This is a genomic window from Kitasatospora sp. CM 4170, assembly GCF_032110285.1.
Lineage (GTDB): Bacteria > Actinomycetota > Actinomycetes > Streptomycetales > Streptomycetaceae > Kitasatospora > Kitasatospora aburaviensis.
In genome coordinates this window covers 1,178,292-1,195,453 of the sequence record NZ_CP134877.1, presented here as the reverse complement: position 1 = coordinate 1,195,453, position 17,162 = coordinate 1,178,292, and the positions used below count along the sequence as shown (strand labels likewise).

12 protein-coding genes are annotated in these 17,162 nt (G+C 75.5%); 7 read left to right on the top strand and 5 right to left on the bottom strand.

Annotated elements, in window-relative coordinates; translation table 11 throughout:
- Positions 1-31 precede the first annotated feature (31 nt).
- From RMN57_RS05080 to RMN57_RS05055, 6 genes are all read left to right on the top strand, one after another.
- Positions 32-967, top strand: coding sequence for a serine hydrolase (locus RMN57_RS05080; RefSeq protein ID WP_313762160.1), 936 nt, complete (start codon positions 32-34; stop codon positions 965-967).
- Positions 968-1,092: 125 nt separating this feature from the next.
- Positions 1,093-1,716 carry a histidine phosphatase family protein gene (locus RMN57_RS05075; RefSeq protein ID WP_313767713.1) on the top strand — a complete coding sequence of 208 codons (624 nt, stop codon included), beginning with the start codon at positions 1,093-1,095 and terminating at the stop codon, positions 1,714-1,716.
- A gap of 51 nt (positions 1,717-1,767) precedes the next feature.
- Complete coding sequence (locus RMN57_RS05070; RefSeq protein ID WP_313762159.1) at positions 1,768-2,331, top strand: GNAT family N-acetyltransferase; 564 nt, start codon at positions 1,768-1,770, stop codon at positions 2,329-2,331.
- Positions 2,332-2,594: 263 nt separating this feature from the next.
- Positions 2,595-5,396 (top strand): LuxR family transcriptional regulator, encoded by a 2,802-nt coding sequence (locus tag RMN57_RS05065; RefSeq protein ID WP_313762158.1) that lies wholly within the window; start codon positions 2,595-2,597, stop codon positions 5,394-5,396.
- A gap of 222 nt (positions 5,397-5,618) precedes the next feature.
- Positions 5,619-6,593 (top strand): helix-turn-helix domain-containing protein, encoded by a 975-nt coding sequence (locus RMN57_RS05060; RefSeq protein ID WP_313762157.1) that lies wholly within the window; start codon positions 5,619-5,621, stop codon positions 6,591-6,593.
- Between the two features lie 431 nt (positions 6,594-7,024).
- Positions 7,025-8,065: an alpha/beta hydrolase gene (locus RMN57_RS05055; RefSeq protein ID WP_313762156.1), complete on the top strand. Its 1,041-nt coding sequence runs from the start codon at positions 7,025-7,027 to the stop codon at positions 8,063-8,065.
- A 233-nt stretch (positions 8,066-8,298) separates the two neighbouring features.
- Here RMN57_RS05055 and RMN57_RS05050 read toward each other — a convergent pair whose 3' ends face one another.
- Both RMN57_RS05050 and RMN57_RS05045 read right to left on the bottom strand, forming a co-directional pair.
- The gene (locus RMN57_RS05050; RefSeq protein WP_313762155.1) at positions 8,299-8,844 is read right to left on the bottom strand and encodes a DoxX family membrane protein; all 546 of its coding nucleotides are present in this window, start codon (positions 8,842-8,844) and stop codon (positions 8,299-8,301) included.
- 42 nt (positions 8,845-8,886) lie between these two features.
- The gene (locus tag RMN57_RS05045) at positions 8,887-9,549 is read right to left on the bottom strand and encodes a hydrolase (RefSeq protein ID WP_313762154.1); all 663 of its coding nucleotides are present in this window, start codon (positions 9,547-9,549) and stop codon (positions 8,887-8,889) included.
- Between the two features lie 457 nt (positions 9,550-10,006).
- On the opposite strand from RMN57_RS05045, the gene RMN57_RS05040 reads away from it, so the two are divergent.
- On the top strand, positions 10,007-11,131 hold the full coding sequence (locus tag RMN57_RS05040) for a helix-turn-helix domain-containing protein (RefSeq protein WP_313762153.1): 1,125 nt from the start codon (positions 10,007-10,009) through the stop codon (positions 11,129-11,131).
- A gap of 96 nt (positions 11,132-11,227) precedes the next feature.
- On the opposite strand, the gene RMN57_RS05035 is transcribed toward RMN57_RS05040, so the two are convergent.
- The 3 genes from RMN57_RS05035 to RMN57_RS05025 all read right to left on the bottom strand — a co-directional run bounded on the left by RMN57_RS05035 (position 11,228) and on the right by RMN57_RS05025 (position 17,035).
- Complete coding sequence (locus tag RMN57_RS05035; protein ID WP_313762152.1) at positions 11,228-11,968, bottom strand: class I SAM-dependent methyltransferase; 741 nt, start codon at positions 11,966-11,968, stop codon at positions 11,228-11,230.
- A 250-nt stretch (positions 11,969-12,218) separates the two neighbouring features.
- The gene (locus RMN57_RS05030; protein WP_313762151.1) at positions 12,219-14,690 is read right to left on the bottom strand and encodes a hypothetical protein; all 2,472 of its coding nucleotides are present in this window, start codon (positions 14,688-14,690) and stop codon (positions 12,219-12,221) included.
- Positions 14,691-14,743: 53 nt separating this feature from the next.
- A complete protein-coding gene (locus tag RMN57_RS05025) occupies positions 14,744-17,035 on the bottom strand; it encodes a helix-turn-helix domain-containing protein (protein ID WP_313762150.1) in 2,292 nt (763 codons plus the stop codon).
- Positions 17,036-17,162 lie beyond the last annotated feature (127 nt).

The window sequence follows — 17,162 nt, the reverse complement described above, 5'->3', positions numbered from 1 at the left end:
GCGGCCGTGGCCGTGGCCAAGGCCAATGGCCGTGGAGTGGGAGGACCTGGCGGCGGACGTCCTCTACAAGCCGCTGGGGATGAGCTCCACGAGTTCGCTGCGCTCCGCCTACGACGGCGCGGCGAACAAGGCGGTGCCGCACGTCCGGACCGACACCGGCTGGCAGGTCAGCACCACCGGGAACCCGGACCCGCAGTCCCCGGCCGGCGGGGTCAGCTCCACCGTGCAGGACCTCGCCCGGTGGATGCGGCTGCAACTGGCCGACGGCACGTTCGAGGGCCGGCAGATCGTGGACGCGGCGGGCCTGAACGAGACCCGGGTGCCGCAGATCGTCTCCGACCCGCCGACGGCGCCGGCGGGTGGCGCCGGCTTCCACGGCCTCGGCTGGAACGTCAGCCACGACCCCCAGGGGCGGCTGCGGCTGAACCACTCCGGGGCCTTCGAACTGGGCGCGGCGACCGTGGTGACGCTGCTGCCGTCCGAGCAGATCGGGATCGTCGTGCTGACCAACGGCCAGCCGATCGGCGTGGCGGAGGCGGTGGCCCAGGAGTTCCTCGACCTCGCCCAGGACGGCCGGGAGACGGTCGACTGGCTGGGCTTCTTCGGCAAGGCCGTCCCCGCCGCCGCGCTGGAGGGCGTCTCGCCGACCGACTACGGCAAGCCGCCGGCGGGCGCCGCTGCGGCCAGGCCGGACGCCGCCTACGTCGGGACGTACGGCAACGGCTACTACGGGCCGCTGACCGTGAGCGCCCGGGACGGGGGCGGGCTGGTGATGAGCCTGGGGCCCGACGACCTGGAGTTCCCGCTCCAGGACTACGACGGCGACGTCTTCGGCTTCCGGACCAGGGGGGAGAACGCCGTCGGCCTCTCCGGGGTGACGTTCACCGTCGGCGCCGACGGGCGGGCCGCGGCCGTGGTCGTCGAGCAGCTCAACCACGAGGGCCTCGGGACCTTCACCCGCAGCTGACCGAACGGGCGCAGCGGCCGGGTCGCGCCGGTGCCGCCGCAGCCCGCGGGGAACCACCGTCGGCACGGACCGCGTCCAGCCCGGGAAGGCGGACAAGATCGCGACGAAGGCGGAGGGCCCTCGGCATGACGGAGACGGCGACGCGCTACCTGTACCTGGTGCGGCACGGCGAGGCGCTGCCGGACGAGAGCGGGCTGTCGGCCGACGGACGGCGGCAGGCGGCGCTGCTCGGCGCGCGGCTCGCGAGCCGCCCGATCTCGGCGGTGCACCACGGCCCGCTGCCCCGGGCGGCGCAGACGGCCCGGCTGATCGGCGAGCACCTGGACGGTGTTCCCCTCACGGTCTCCGAGGTCGCCGGCGACTACGTTCCGCACGTCCCGGAGCGGGAGGAGCTGCCGCCCGACAGCGCCGACCGCCTCCTGCGCTTCCTCGCCGGGGCCACCGCCGAGGAGCGCGAGCGCGGACCGGTGCTGGCGCGGCAGGCCCTGGCGCGGTTCGCGGGCCCGGTGGAGGGCGCCGCGGAGCGCCACGAGCTGGTGGTGACCCACAACTTCCTGGTGGCCTGGCTGGTCCGGGACGCTCTGGAGGCTCCCGCGTGGCGCTGGCTGGCGCTCAACCACGCCAACGCCGCGCTGACCGTGATCCGCTACGCCCCGGGCCGGCCCGCGTCCCTCCTGGTCTACAACGACACCGGGCACCTGCCAGCCGAGCTGCGCTGGACCGGCTTCCCGCCGGAGCTGCGCCTGTGAGGAACCCGTGCGTGCCGTTCAGCAGCCCTCGGCCTGTGATTGGCTGTCCCTGTGATCGACAAGCAGAGCGGCGCAGCCCGTCGACCTTCGGAATGCCTCGTCCGGCGGCGGGAGCCGTCGGACCTGGACGCGTGCGTCCGCGTGCTCGGTGCAGTCCACGGCAGTGACGGCTACCCGATGAACTGGCCGGACGATCCGTTCGGGTGGCTGGCCCAGCCGTCCCTGCTGGAGGCCTGGGTCGCCGAGCGGGCGGGCGAGGTGGTGGGCCACATCAGCCTCTGCCGCAGCGCTCCGGGGGATCTGGCACCGCGGGAGTGGAGCCGTCGTACGGGCCTTCCCAGCCGGGCGACGGCGGTGGTCAGCCGCCTGTACGTGTCGCCGGGGGCACGTGGCCACGGCATCGGCGCCCTGCTGCTGAGCGAAGTCGTAGCGGCGGCACGGCTGCACGGCTTGCACCCGGTCCTGGACGTGCTGGCCTCCGACTCGGCTGCGGCGGGGCTGTACCGCCGCGCCGGCTGGAGCCTGCTGGCCGCCGTCGAGGAGGAGTGGAGCCCGCTCCAGAGGGTCACCGTGCTGTGCTACGCGGCGCCGGCGGACACGGCCCCGTCCTGCTGAAGTCCGCACGACCGGCCGGTGACCGGGTCACCGGCCGGCCCCGGGCAGTCGGCGGACCCCCAGCGCCCCCCCGCGTACCGCGCTGACCTGCGGAGGAGGGTGGATCCCGGCCCGGCGCCGCGGGCCTTCGGCGGAAGGTAGGGTTCACACTGCCCGGTGACGGGCACAACCCGCTGAACGACCGGGGGCCGAAGGGCACCGGGGCAGCGTCCGGAGGCACGTGCGGACCGCCTCCGGGAGGCCGGCCGACCCTGGGGACGAAGATGGGGCGACACACGCAGGACGCGGAACGGGACGCCGAACCGGATGCCGAACTGGTCGGGCGCCGACGGGAGACCGAGCTGCTGGCGGCGGCCCTGGACCGGGCCGCGGACGGTGCCGGCGGCTCGGCCGTGCTGCTGCGGGGCGAATCGGGCATCGGCAAGAGCGCGCTGCTCGACTGGGCCGCGCGGCGGGCCGGCGAGCGCGGGTTCACCGTCCTGCGGGCGATCGGCGCCGAGGCCGAGCGGGAGTTCGCCTTCGGCGCGCTCCACCAGGCGGCCTGGCCCCTGCTGCAGGCCTCCCGCACGCTGACCGAGCACCAGCGGGACGCCCTGGAGTGCGCCCTCGGCGCCCGTGCCGGCACCCCGCCGAGCGGCTTCGCCGTCGGGGCCGCCACCCTCGCGCTGCTCGCCGGGGCGGCGCACGACGGCCCGCTGCTGCTCGTCCTCGACGACCTGCACTGGATCGACTCCTCCAGCGCCGCCGTGTTCGCCTTCCTCCAGCGGCGCTGCGCGGAGCTGCCGCTGGTGATCGTCGGCGCCGGCCGCCCGGACGGCGCGGCGGCCGAGGCCTGGCCCGTCGAGCCGGTCGAGGTCCGCGAGCTGCCCCGGCCGGACGCCGCCGCACTGCTGCTGCGGAACTGCCCGGAACTGGCCGCCACCGCCGCGGACCGGGTGCTGGACGAGGCGGCCGGCAACCCGCTGGCCCTGGTGGAGCTGCCGCGCCAACTGCGCGGCGAGGAGCAGCGCGGGCTCGCGCCGCTGCCCGACCGACTGCCGCTCGGCCGACGGCTGGAGCGGATGTTCGCCGAGCGGCTCGGCGCGCTGACGCCCGAGGCCGGCCGCGTCCTGCTGCTGGCGGCCCTCGCCGCGGGCACGGACGCCGCCGGCGGGGTCTGGCTGCGCGAGGTCGCCGGAACGGGGGCCGAGGAGGCCCTGGCCCGGATCGAGGCCGAGGGCCTCGCCGGGCTAGACCCGGCCGGGCGGCTGGTCTTCCGTCACCCGCTGGTCCGCGCCGCCGTGATCTCCACGGCACCGGAGTCCGCACGGCGCGCCGCCCACCGCGCACTGGCCGGCCGACTGGCTCCGGACGACCCGCGTGGCCTCGTCCACGAGGCGTCCGCCGCGCTGCTCCCGGATGAGGGGCTGGCGGCCCGGCTCCAGGAGGCCGGCGGCCGGCTCGCCCGCCGCGGCGGCGAGGCGGAGGGCGCGCTGCTGCTGGAGCGCGCCGCCGCGCTCAGCGCCGACCCGGCCGCCCGGGCCCGCCGGCTGACCTGGGCCGCCGTCATGGCGGCCCGCGGCGGGCGGCTGCGGCACACCGCCGCGCTGGTCGAGGAGGTGCGGCGGGCCCCGGTGCCGCCGGACATCGCCCCGCTGTTCGCGTACGCGGTGGTCTACGTGGACCAGAGCCACCGGGTCGACTTCGAGTCCTCCGCCGCCCTGCTGCCCGCGGCCCTCGACGCACTGACCGCGCCCGGCGCCGAGACCTTCGGCGGCCTGGTCGACCAGGTCTACTTCAAGCTGCTGCTCGCCGCCACGTACACCGGCGACCCCCGGGCCTGGCAGGCGCTGGAGCGGCACCGGGAGAACGTCTCGGCGCCCGGCCGGCTCTGCCACCGGGCCTGGTCCGACCCGGCCCGGACCGCCCACGGCGCGGCCGAGGAGCTGCGGGCGATGGCCGACGGGCTGAGCGAGGAGCAGGAGGCGGGCACCGCCTGGCTGCTGCTCTGGACGGCGACCGCGGCCGACACCGCCGACTGCGAGCTGTGGCGGCGCTTCACCGGGCTGCACGGCTACGCCACCCAGGGCTCCGTGGCCAAGGCCAAGGCCTACCAGGACTTCCTGCGCGGCCGGTGGGAGCTGGCCCCGGTCTGCCTACGGGAGGCCGAGGTGGCGGACGAGCTCGGCTACCACTGCAACGCGCTGATGTTCCGCCACTACTACGCCCACTTCCTGGCCGGCCGGGGCGACGAGGAGGGGCTGCGTGAGATCGAGCGGCTCGTCCGGCCGACGGCGGCCCGCGCCCGGATGCGCTTCGTCCTGGACCGGCTGACCCACCTGCGGGGCCTCGCCGCCCTCGCCCACGGCCGCTACGAGCAGGCGTACGCGCACTTCGCCGACCTCACCCCGCCCGGCCGGCTGCCCCGCGGCCTGCCCTGGTTCCACCCGCTCTTCTTCGACCTGGTGGAGGCCGCCGTGCACACCGGGCGGCGGCCCGAGGCCCGCGCACACGTCGCGGCCGGGCGGGCCGTGCGCGCCGACGAGATCTCCGGCCACCACGCCTTCCTGCTGGCCGCGGCCGCCGCGGTGGCCGCGGACGACGACGAGGCCGAGGACGCGTACCGGGCGGCGTACGCGGTGCCGGGCGCCGAGCAGTGGGTGTTCGAGCTGGCCCGGCTGCGGCTGGCGCACGGCTCCTGGCTGCGCCGCCGTCACCGGGCCGGGGCCCGCGACGTGCTGCGCGCCGCCCACCACGCCTTCCGCCGGCTCGGGGCCGGCCCCTGGGCGGACCGCTGCGAGGAGGAGCTGCGGGCGGCCGGCGGCCCGGTCGGGGCGGAGCCGGCCGCAGCCGCGGCGACCGGCGCGGTGGTGGCGGGTCCGGCGGTGTCGGCGTCGGCGGCCGCCGCGCTGACCGGCCAGGAGTTGCGGATCGCCCGGCTCGCCGGGACGGGCCTGAGCAACAAGGAGATCGGTCTGCGGCTCGGGCTGTCCCACCGCACCGTCGCGGCGCACCTGTACAAGATCTTCCCCAAGCTCGGCATCGCCTCGCGGGCCGCGCTCGCCCGCGCCCTCGGTGACGGGTGAGGGCGGTGCGGGAGGTCCGCGTGGCGCCTGTTCCGCGTGCTCGGTGTGCCCCGCGTGCCCCGTCGTCCTCCGCGCCGACCCGTGCCGTCCGCGCATCCGGGCTTGACTACGCGTGCACACTCCCGGGTCGACCGCAGAGCGACAGTCAAATGACCTAGCGGACGGCGCCGCCCCCGGCCGAGGCTTGACCTGGAAGGCTTCGGCCGGAAAGGGGCAGGTCAGGTGGGTGTGCTGTGGACGACGGCTTCCGTCCCGGACGGCGAGAAGGCGGCGTTCTGGGGCGAGGCCGTCTCGCGGACGCTGGCACCGGTGGAGGTGGTGCCGCACGCCGACCGGCCGTTCGACGGCCGCCTGTCCTCGCACCGGCTGGGCTACGTGCAGGTCTCGACGATCGAGGCGGACGCCGCCCGGGTCTCCCGCACGGCCGGCCTGGTCGCCCGCTCCGCCGAGGCCGGGGCGGAGGCACAGCTGGGGGTGGGGGTCCAGGAATCCGGCCGCGCCGTGCTGGTGCAGGACGGCCGCCGGGCGGAGGTCGCCCGGGGCGGCCTGCTGGTCTACGACACCGCGCGGCCCTACTCCATCGACTACCCGGAGCGCTTCCGGGCCCACGTGTTCCAGGTGCCGCGCCGGCTGCTCGGGGTCTCGGAGCGCGAGGCCCGACAGGTGGCCGGCAGCGCGCTCACCGCCGACGAGGGTCTGGGCGCCGTCCTGCTGCCGTTCCTCGGTACCCTCGCCGACTCCGCGCACGCCTATCCCGCGTCCGTCGGCGACCGGCTGGCCGGCAGCGTCGCGGACCTGTTCATCACCCTGGTCGCCCAGCTCACCAGGCCCACGGCCACCGAGCAGCCCAGCGCCAACGGGCACCTCGTCCGCAGGATCCGCGAGCACATCGACCGGAACCTCGGCGATCCGGACCTCTCGCCCGAGGGCATCGCCCGGGCGCACCGGATCTCGGTGCGCTACCTGCACCGGATCTTCGAGGGGGAGGGCGTCACGGTGGGTCGGCTGGTCCAGCAGCGCCGGCTGGAGGAGTGCGCCCGGGAGCTGTCCCGGCGCGGGCGCGCCGTGCCGACGGTGTCGGCCGTCGCCCAGCGCTGGGGGTTCGTCAACCCGGCGCACTTCAGCCGGGCCTTCCGCGCCGCGTACGGGGTCTCCCCGCGCGAGTGGCGCGCGCTCCGGGCCGCCGACGGGGCCTGACGCCTGCCCGACCCGGGCACGGGACGGCTTGACGCGGCCTGACGAGTTCCGGGCCTGAGCCGACCTGACGGACCCTGGCCCTGTGCCTGGTCTGACGGGCCCGGGCCTGAGCCGGCCCGACGGGCCGCCCCCGCGGTGTGCACTGTCGGGCAAACCGTGGTTCCCGCCCGGGACGGTGGCGGCCCCCTGCACGCCTACTTTGGACGGGGTGCCCGCGCGGCCGCCGCGCGCCCGGTCCGGGGGCGCGGCGCCCCGGGCGTACCCACCCGGCCGGCCCTGGGGCCGGCGGCGCGGAGCCGCGGGGCGAAGGCCCGTCGCGCAGGGGCCGTCGGGCAGGGACCGTCGGGCAGGGGACCGACCGGGTCGGGCCGTCGGAACGAGGACGACCACCGTGGAATCCGGCCGACCGGCCGCTACGCCAGGAGACAAGCGTGTCCGACACCACCCCCTCGCCCGACCGGCGCCCGGCCCTCGAACCCTCGGTCCAGGCGTTCCTCGACGCCCTCGCCGGCCGCCCGGCTCCGGCCGGTTGGCCGCCAGGGGCCTCCGAACCAGCGGCCCGCGCCCGGGGCGGCCGGCCCGTCGAGCCGGGTGCGGCGCCCGCCGACCTGCTCGCCGACCTGGTGGAGGACCTGCTGGACGACCCCTCGGACACCACCGCGGAATGGCTCGCCCTGCCCGGCGGACCGACCGGGCGGGTACGGGTCCAGGTGGTCAGACCGGCCGGTGCCGCCGAGCCCGTCCCCGTCGTGCTCTTCCTGCACGGTCTCGGCTGGGCGCTCGGCGACGCCGACTCGTACGGGCGGATCCTGCGCGAGTTCGCGGTGGGGGCGGACGCCGCCGTCGTCTTCGTCGACTACGACCGGGCGCCCCGGGCGCGCTACCCCGTCGCCGTCGAGCAGTGCTGGGCGGTGGCCCAGTGGATCCGCGCCCACGGCCGCGAACTCGGCCTGGACGGGGAACGGATGGCCGTTGCGGGGGACTCCTCGGGCGCCAACCTGGTGGCCGCCGTCACGCTGCTCGCCCGCAGACACGGCCCGGTGCCGCTGCTCCACCAGGTGCTGATCTGCCCGGTGACCGACGCGGACTTCGACACCCCCTCCTACCGCGAGTACGCCGAGGGCTACCTCCTGCGCCGTGAGGACATGCGCCGGTACTGGGACGCCTACCTGCCCGACCCGGCCCGCCGCCGCGAGGCCACCGCCGCCCCGCTGCGGGCCTCCCTGGAGCAACTGGCCGGCCTGCCGCCGGCGTTGGTGATCACCGCCGAGGCCGACGTGCTGCGGGACGAGGGCGAGGCGTACGCCGCCCGGCTCCGGGCGGCCGGCGTCCCCGTGGTGGCCACCCGCTACCAGGGCGTCGTGCACGGCTTCGTGCTGCTCGACGCCTGCCGGCACGCCCCGACGGCCCGGGCCGCGTTGATCCAGGCGGTGGACACCCTGCACGTGGCACTCCACCGCTGGCCCGACTGAGGCCGGGCGGCCGGGGTCGGGCGGCCGGGGTCGGGCGGCCGGGGTCGGGCCCGGCCCGGTCCGGGCGCCAGGCACGCCCGAGGGCCCCTCGACCGTTGACACGGTCGAGGGGCCTGGTGAGTGCGCGGTCGGGCGAGGGGGCGGCGCGAGGGCGGGCGCGGGGTGCGTCCGGGCATGCCGACGGCCGCCCGAACCGGGGGACGGTTCGGGCGGCCGTGGCGCGGGGGAGCGGTTCAGGCGCCCGCGTGCTCGACGGTGCCGGGCCCGGAAGCCGGCCCGGCCGCCGGGTCGGCGGTCGACCGCCGGTGCAGGACGAGCCTGGTCAGCAGGCCGCTGCCCAGGCCGGCGACCAGCGCGGCACCCGACCACCGGAGCGGATACGGCGTCAGCCCGATCGCGTGGTCGGCCGACCACGCCCCCGGTCCGGTCGCGGCCAGCGCGGCGGCGGTCACGACGAGGACCAGCGGGTACTCGTAGCCGTCGTTCTGGACCCAGAGGCCGTGGGGGCGCTTGACGGTCAGCGCCACGGTCATGACGCCGATCGCGCCGGTGGCGGCGAGCGGGGTGAGCAGGCCCGCGGCGAGCAGCAGGCCGGAGCCGATCTGCCCGGCCCCGGCGGCGAGCGCGGTGAGCCACCCGCCGCGGAAGCCGTCGCCGCGGAACTCGCGGGTGCCGCCCTCCAGCCCCTGGCCGCCGAGGTGGAAGCTCACCTTCTGGACACCGTGGCCGGCGATCAGCAGGCCCACGACGACGCGCAGGACGAACAGGCCGAGGTTCATCGGCGCCCCCGCTCGGGGTGGGGGATCCGGTGGCGCACCGGCTCAGCCCGCCGCGTGGGCGCCGAGGATGCTCTGCGCGTACACCACACCGAGCCCGTAGGCGCCGGCGTGCTCCTTCACGATCTCCATCACCGCGCCGTAGCTCTCCTGGCGGGCCCAGTCGCGCTGGAGCTCCAGCAGCACCTGCACCCACGTCACCGGCACGGCGCCGGCGGCGGTCATCCGCTGGAGGGCGTGCTCGTGGGCGGCCGCGCTGACACCGCCGGAGGCGTCGGCCACGACGTACACCTCGTACCCCTGGCCGAGCGCGGACAGGGCGGGCAGGACGAGGCAGACCTCGGTCCAGAGGCCGGACAGCACGATCTTGGTGCGGCCGGTCGCCTTGACCGCCTCGACGACGGCGGCGTCCTCCCAGGCGTTCATGCTGGTCCGGTCGAGGACCTCGTGCTTGGGGAACACCTCGGCCAGCTGCGGCAGGAGGGGGCCGGAGAACGACTCGGCGGCCACCGTGGTGAGCACCACGGGAACGTCGAAGGCGCGGGCGGCCTTGGCGAGGCCGACGGTGCTGTTGATGATCGCGGCGCGGTCGCCGCTGCCCACGCCGAAGAACATCTGCGGCTGGTGGTCCACGAAGAGCATGACGGCGTTGTCGGGAGTCAGCAGGTCGGGGCTGGGCGCGGCCTTGACCTGGGCGAAGTCGACCATGGGGAGTCCTTTCGGAGCGGGTTCCCGCGCTCGCGGCTGGGCGAGGCGGGACGGGGACGGTGACGGCGGCGGGCGCGGGCCGCGCGCCGGGGACGGCCCGGAGGATCCTTCGACCCACCCGGTGCCCGGCGCGGACTGGTCTGCCGCGTTGCAGAGTTGACGTTAGGTGAGGTTCCGGGGGCATTCTGTTCCCATCGCGCCCTGCCGCTGTCCCCGCACTGCATGCCGTCGCCGCGGCCGGCGCGGTCGTCGCCGGCGCCGTCGTGGTCGTCCCGGACGTCGCAGTCGTCGCACCCCGGCGGGGCGAAGTTCTTCCTGCTGTTCTTCCTGGTGGCCGGCGGTGGGGCAGGGTGGGATGGAGGAGGCCGAGGGGCCGTACCGCGCCCGTCCCCACCCCCCCGACCTCACCCGACGGACCGTCCGGGCCCGCCCCGCCGGCCGTCGCAGGAGTAACCAGATGCCTCCCGTTGCCACCGCCGCCGAAACCGCCGCTGCGACTGCGCCCGCGCCCGCGCCCGCGACTGCGATCGCGCCCGCCGCCGCCACGACCCTCTCCACCACCGCGTTGCCGACGACGGACCGTGCCGAGTACTGGCACGAGGCGGTCGCGCACACGTTCATCCCGCTGGACGTCAGGCTGCTCGAATCCGCGCCCTCCGTCGGGACCATCACCAGCCACCGCCTCGGCGCCCTACAGGTCTCGCTGGTCCAGGCCGGCCCCCAGCGGGTGGTCCGGAGCAGCGGCCTGATCGCCCGGGGCGGGGAGGACCACGTCACCCTGGCCCTGCAGCACCGCGGCACGGCCCGGCTCGTCCAGGACGGCCGTCAGGTGCTGCTGCGGCCGGGGACGTTCGCCGTCTCCGATGCCGGGCGCCCGTTCAGCAAGGAACTGGCGGAGCCGTTCTCCTTCACGGCCTTCCACTGGCCGCGGGCGGCCATCGGGGTCTCCGACGAGGAACTGCGGGAGCTCACCGCGACGGACTTCGGTGCGGAGGGCGGCACCGCCGCACTGGTCGCCGCCCACCTGGACCGGCTGGCCCGGGCGGTGGGTGTGCTGGACCCGCAGGCCGCGGTCCGGCTGGCCGCGACCGCGCTGGACCTGCTGGCCGTCCTCGCGCAGGAGCGCCGGGGCCGGCCGCCCGGCGCGCAGCCCTCCGAGGCGGCCCTCGCCCTGCTCGCCCGGATCAAGGACCACATCCTGCGCCGCCTGGGCGATCCGGAGCTGGACCCGGAGCAGATCGCGGCGGCCCACCACCTGTCGGTGCGGTACCTGCACAAGCTGTTCCAGTGCGAGGGCATCACCGTGGGCCGCTGGATCCAGCGGCAGCGCCTCGCCATGTGCCGCCGCGACCTGGCCCGTCCGACCGCGCGCCCGGTCACCGTGGCGGCGGTCGCCGGGCGGTGGGGATTCGTCAGCGCCAGCCACTTCAGCCGGTCGTTCCGGACGGCCTACGGCGTCTCCCCGCGGGAGTGGCAGGCCGGTGCCCGCGTCGCCGAGGCACCCACCGTGGAGGCCCGCATCCCGGCACCGCGCTGGTCGGACGTGGGCGCGACCGCGGGCCTGACCGCGGTGCCGGCGTGAGCGGCCGGCCCGTCCCCGGCCCGTCCCCGGCCCGTCCCCGGCCCGTCCCCGGACCGTTGACGGACCGGGGACGGGCCGGGGACCGGCCGCTCGGGGTCAGGCCCGGCAGCGCAGCATCGTCAGCGCGGGGTTGGCGTTGAAGTCGTCCCAGAACTCCGCGCCGAACTCGCGCACACCGGCGGCGGAGATCTCCAGGGGCACCCAGGTGATGTCGCTGAACCCGGCCGCCCGCAGGCACTTCTCGTAGACCTCGCGGCTCGGCGGGTTGGCGACGAAGGAGATCGGCGGGTCGAGGAGCGCGGTGATCCGCACCCGCGGCCCGATCTCGGTCTCCTCGCCGAGCGATTCGCACAGGAAGCCGTACTTGGCCAGGGACGGCCCGTCGAAGCGGAAGTCCGGGTGCTGGACGAAGGCGAAGAGCTCGGCCCCGTCCGCGAGGCTGCGGTGGATCCTGCGGCACATCCGCTCGATGGTGGCGACGTCCTCGGCGTAGTTGAACGCCTGGACGGCGACCGCGAGGTCGAAGGGCTGCTCGAAGGCGGGCAGTTCGGCGATGTCGCCGACCTCGTACTGCACGCCCAGCGGGTCGCTCTCCTCCAGGGCCCGGGCCGCGTCGATCATCGCGGAGGAGATGTCGACGCCGAGGACGCGGGCGGCGCCGCGGCGCTTGAACTCCCGGCTGTAGAAGCCGGTCCCGGAGGCCAGGTCGAGGATCGACCTGGCCTTCACGTCGCCGACGAGGGCGAGGAATCCGGCCACCTCCCCGTAGCGTGCGAGCGGGAGGTTCTTGAAGCCCTCGAACGCCTCGCCGATCTCGTCGTACAGCTGACCACTCATCGGGTCGTCCCCCTCTGTCGTTGGCGTCGGCCTTCGGACGGGCCGCGGCCTCTGGCCGGAAGTCTCCCTGCCGCCGGAGGGCGCGGCGTACTGGCGAAAACCCCAAAGATGCCGGGGCTTCAGCTGGTTCGCTCTTCGTGTTCGTCTCGGACGGCCGGCCAGGATCCCGGCCGCCTTGCCCCGACCCCCGGCCACCCTTCCCACGTCGGTGCTCCACGGGCCCGGACGGCCGAGCCTCCCGTGGAGCTGGTCACGGACCTGTCGTGCTCTTCCAGCGGCGGCCGGCGAAGTGGGCCAGGGCCGCCTCCAGTTCGAGCGGTGGCGTGTCGGTCGGGCCGAGATCCCAGAAGCGGATCCAGTCGCCGCACTTCGTGAGGGACCTCGGTGTGTCGCGCCCCGGCGCGGGCTTCAGCTCCAGGTGGAAGTGGGCCGGCAGGACGGTTCCCCTGACGCGGTGGACCCGCACCGCGTCCACGTCGTCCCAACGAAGCCGCACCTTGCGCCCCTTGGTGAGCTCGATCGCCTCGGCATCGATCCTCAGCTTTGTGTCCACCGCTCGCAGCGCCACCGCGCCGAGCAGGAGTACGGCGCCCATGGCGCCGAGCTGGAATCGCAACCTGACCAGCAGCTCCCAACTCTGTTGCCAGTCAGCCAGATACCCGTCACGCGACGTGAGCGGCGAGACGACCACGAGTAGTGCGACGACCGGCACCGTCAGACCGAGTACGCCCCGCCCGAGCGCGCGAACGGTGTTGCCGCTGCTGCGAACGAGGACCGTACGCGGTGGCAGCGTCCCGGCGGTTGGCCGCTTCTCGCCGGCTCCGCCGAGCCGGCGCCGTAGTTCCGTGTGTCGGAACTGGTAGACGCCGCCGACCTGGCGCAGCATGCCCAGTCGACGGGCATCCTCCAGGAAGGTCATCACGTCCCACGGAAGGCGTCGGCGTGCCGCCAGTTCGAGGCGCGTGGCCGTCCAGCGCCCCCATCGGCCGGTGGCGGCGAAGGTGAAGGACGAACACGACCACGCGACGACGAGCGCCCCGACGGCGAGTAGTGGATGGCTGCGGGGCCAGGAGAAGAACCCCACCCAGGCCGCGGCTACGGCGGGCGCCACGAGTACTGCTTCGGTCAGGGCGATCCGCCGCTCGTCGGCGAGCAGCACCCCGGGCTTGGTGGCCGTGTCGTATTCCGCCCTCCTCGTCAGCAGGACACCGGAGCACGTGGGAAGGGTGAGGCCGACCACGATCGCGAGACCGCCGCCGCCCGGAACGATCATCCCCGCACCGGCCAGGCCCGCGGCGAGCACGGTAGTGAGGAGCCGAACCCGCAGGGCGGCCGGTCGCCGGGGGCGGTCGTCGAGACCGGGGAAGAGGTGGCCGGCGGCGGTTCGACCGGCGACCGTGGCGAAGGTCGACAGTACGGCCACCAGGTTCAGCGCCTCCACCGTGTCTCCGAACGGGGGCTGAGCCCGGAAACGCCCGGCGAGGGAGAGGAGCGCGGTCACGACATGGCTCGCCGCCGTTCCCCACAGCGCTGCCGCCGTCAGGACGACTCCGCTCCAGAGCGCCGGCCCGGTGAGTCTGCCTTGTAGCTGCCACCAGGCAATGTCCTGGGTCCGTCGGCGAATCAACTGGCGGGCCAGGAAGCCGTGGTGCGTCCGTGCTTGCTCCACTCCCCACCGGCGGACCGGCTTGGGTACGGAGGCCGGGGCCGGGCCTCGCGAGTACAGAGCCGGAAGCAGCTCGTCGAGGAGGTGGCCTTCGACGTCCTCGCGGGTGGAGAACCTGGCGGTGTCGAGCAGCTCGCGGGGATCACTGGACTCGGTCGCGTACACCTCCGAAGCCAGCCAGAGCATCAGGGGCGATGAGAGAACAGTGATCAGGGGACCACCGGAGTGCTGGACGGCCGTCGCGAAGACCGATTCCCAGGAGATGCGTTGGGCGGGACGGCAACGTCCGGTGAGATAGCCCAGCCCGGCCTCGGGGGACATCGGACACGCCCGGACGACCGGAATGTTCCGGAGTTCGGTGGGCGATGCCGCGGCCGCCTCGATGGCTTCCGGCCGGGACAGCAGGACCAGAGGCGCGTCGACGCTCGCGCGCCAGCGATCGATGGCGATCGCCACCTCTTTGCCGGGAAGGGACATGAGTTCGTCGAGGCCGTCCAGAACGGGGATGATTCTCCCGTCGTCCACCAGTGTCGCCACCCTGCTCTCGCCGGTGCGGGTGGCGAGTTCGCCGTAGTCCTCCCTGATTCGCTGGACGACCCAGTCGTCCAGGCTGTCCTCGCGCCCGGGGCACCAGTCGGACAGGGACAGCAGGACGGGGACGGGATCACCGGACCTTCGATGCTTCAGTAGCTCGCGAACGAGCAGCACGGCCAGCGACGACTTCCCCGCTCCGCCCGGTCCGGTGATGATCAGGCGGACCGGCGTGAGCGCACGGATCCGGGCGAGCAGGTCGTCGAGCCCGGTCCGTTCGCCCGGTGCGGGGGACGGCGGGGCGCTGCGAATCTGCCGCGCGTCCCACTGAACGGACATGGGCACGGAGCCCGTCAAGCCACGGACGTTGGCCTCGTCGTCCCACTGTTTGCGTACCAGCCTGGCCAGTTCGTCCTCGGCAGGCGGGTCGGACGGAGGGCGGGGCGCCAGTGTCACCTCGACGTTCTGCGCCAGAATGGCGTTCTCCGCGCGCCCGTTGAAGTTGTTGTTCACAGAGCCGGCCATGACGACATGATGTCAGGGCGCCGCACTCGCCGGCCGAGCCGAGCCTCGGGTCGTCAGCTCTCCGGCGACGTCGACCAGTTCGTCACCAGGGCGGTGGCCTCGGTGAGGCGGACGGGGTCGTCGGCGGCTTCGGCGAAGGTGACGGCGTCCCGGGCGGCGGTGAGGGCCTGGGCACGATCGCCGAGTGCGTCGAGGGCCTTGGCCTGGCCGAGGGCGGCGATGCCCTGGAGCAGCGGCACGCCGACGCGCGCGCCGAGACGGCGTGCCTCCGTGTAGGAGCCCGCGGCGTCCTGTGCGCGGCCGAGGTCCAGTTGGGCCTTGCCGCGCTGGGAGAGCGCGTTGGTCATGGTGAAGTCGGTGATGTGCGGGGCGGGGGCGGTGGCCGGGTCGGCGAGCAGGGCGATGATGGTGTCGGCCGTCCCGATGGCGCCCTCGGCGTCGCCCTGCTGCTGCTGGGCGGCGGCCAGCGCCAGCAGGGCCTGCGGCCGGCCCTCGTGGTCGCCGGCCACGGCGAACAGTTCCGCCGCCCGGCGAGCCCGGTCGGCGGCCGCGTCGAGGGTGCCCAGGCGGTTCCCGGCGGCGGCCGCGTAGAAGTGGGCCCACGCCTCCTGGCCGGCGTCGCCGCCGCGGCGGGCGAGTTCGGCGGCCTGTTCGGCGACGGCCAGCGACTCGCGGGGCTGCCGCAGGCAGTACAGCAGTGCCCAGGCGAGGTAGTTGGCGTGGGTCGCCTCCAGGGTGTCGTCACCGAGCGCCCGGGCGGACGCCCGGGCGAGGCCGAACACGGTGTGCCAGTGCCCCCAGTTGGTCCAGCGGTCGGAGAACCAGTGCATGGACTCGGCGGTCCGCACCACCTCGGCGTGCCGGCCGGCGGCCGCCGCGCCGTGCAGCGCGGCCAGCCAGTTGGCGCTCTCCGTCGCCAGCCACCGCTGGGCGGCCGTCGCCGTCGGGAACGGGTGGCCGCTCGCCGGCGGCGGGCCGGGCTGGAAGCACTGGCCGGCGGCCGAGGCCGTGTCGAGCAGCCAGCCGTACAGCGTCGCCTCCGCGGTGCGCCGCTCCTCGGGCGACTCCTCCTCCTGCAGTCGCTCGCGTGCGTAGAGGCGGATCAGGTCGTGGAACAGCAGCCGGTCGGCGGAGGTGCGGCCGAGCAGGCCCAGCTCCAGCAGTTCGTCCAGCATCTCCTCCACCCGGCCGGCGCCGAGCCCGGTGAGGGCGGAGCCCAGCGCGGCGTCGAAGTCGGGCCCGGGGACGAGCGCCAGCCGGCGGAACAGCCGCCGCAGCGGCTCGGGCAGCTGCGCGTAGGAGAGGCCGAACGCGGAGCGGATCCGCAGGTCGCCGGCGGTGAGCCGCTGCAGGCGCAGGTCCTCGTCGCCCAGGCGCTCGACGAGGTGGTGGGCGCTCCACCCCGGCCGGCTCAGCAGCCGGTGGCCGGCGATGCGCAGAGCCAGCGGCAGGTGTCCGCAGAGGTCGGCGATCAGTGCCAGCGCCGCCGGGTCCGGCCCGGCCGCGCCGTCCCGCGGGGTGCGTTCCGACAGGGCGTCGTCCTGCTGGGCGAGGATGGCCCCGAGCAGGGCGGTGGCGGCGTCGGTGGGCAGCGGTTCGAGGAGCAGCCGCCGTGCGTGTTCGATGCCGGTCAGCGTGCGCCGGCTGGTGATCCAGGCGGCGCCCGCGCCGGCGCCCGGCAGCAGGGCCCGCACCTGGGCCTCGTGGGCGGCGTTGTCCAGGACGACCAGGGCGTTGCGCTCCCGCATCAGCCGGCGGTAGAGGACCTGGCGCTCGTCCGTTTCGAGCGGGACCTCCCGCTCGCGCACGCCCAGCGCGCGCAGCAGCCGGGCCAGGGCGTCGTGCGGGGTGACGGGTTCGGTGTCCAGGCCGCGCAGGTCGACGAAGAAGCAGCCGTCCCGGAACCGGCGGGCGAGCCCGGCCGCGGTGTGCACGGCCAGGGCGGTCTTGCCCAGGCCGGGGGCGCCGGAGACGATCGAGACCGGCAGACGCTCCGGCTCGTCGGCGGAGCGGGCGAGCCAGGCGGCCTCGGCCGGGCGGCCGGTGAAGTCCGGGACCGCGGGCGGCAGGTCGCAGAGACCGGGTGGGGTCGGCCGCTCGTGCCGGCGGCGGCCCGCCCGGGCGGCGCCGAGCAGGGCGTCGGTGTCGGCGGGGGAGAGCGCCAGCGCACCGGCCAGGGCCTCGACCGTACGGGCCTGCGGGCCCCGGCTGTGGCCGCGCTCCATGTCGCCGATGGCGCGGGCACTGACGCCGGAGCCCTCCGAGAGCTCCTCCAGCGTCAGCCCGGCCGCGCGACGGTGGGCGCGCAGCAGCGGTCCCAGCTCCTGGGCCTCGTCGTCGTGCATGCGCCCGTCCCCCTGTTGGTTGAATCATCATCATAACGGGCGAATGTGCCGAATGTTCCGGGCCCTGATCAGCGCACCCGCGTCCGCTCGGTGGGGCGGAGTGCCGGGCACGAACCGGGTCGGTCGG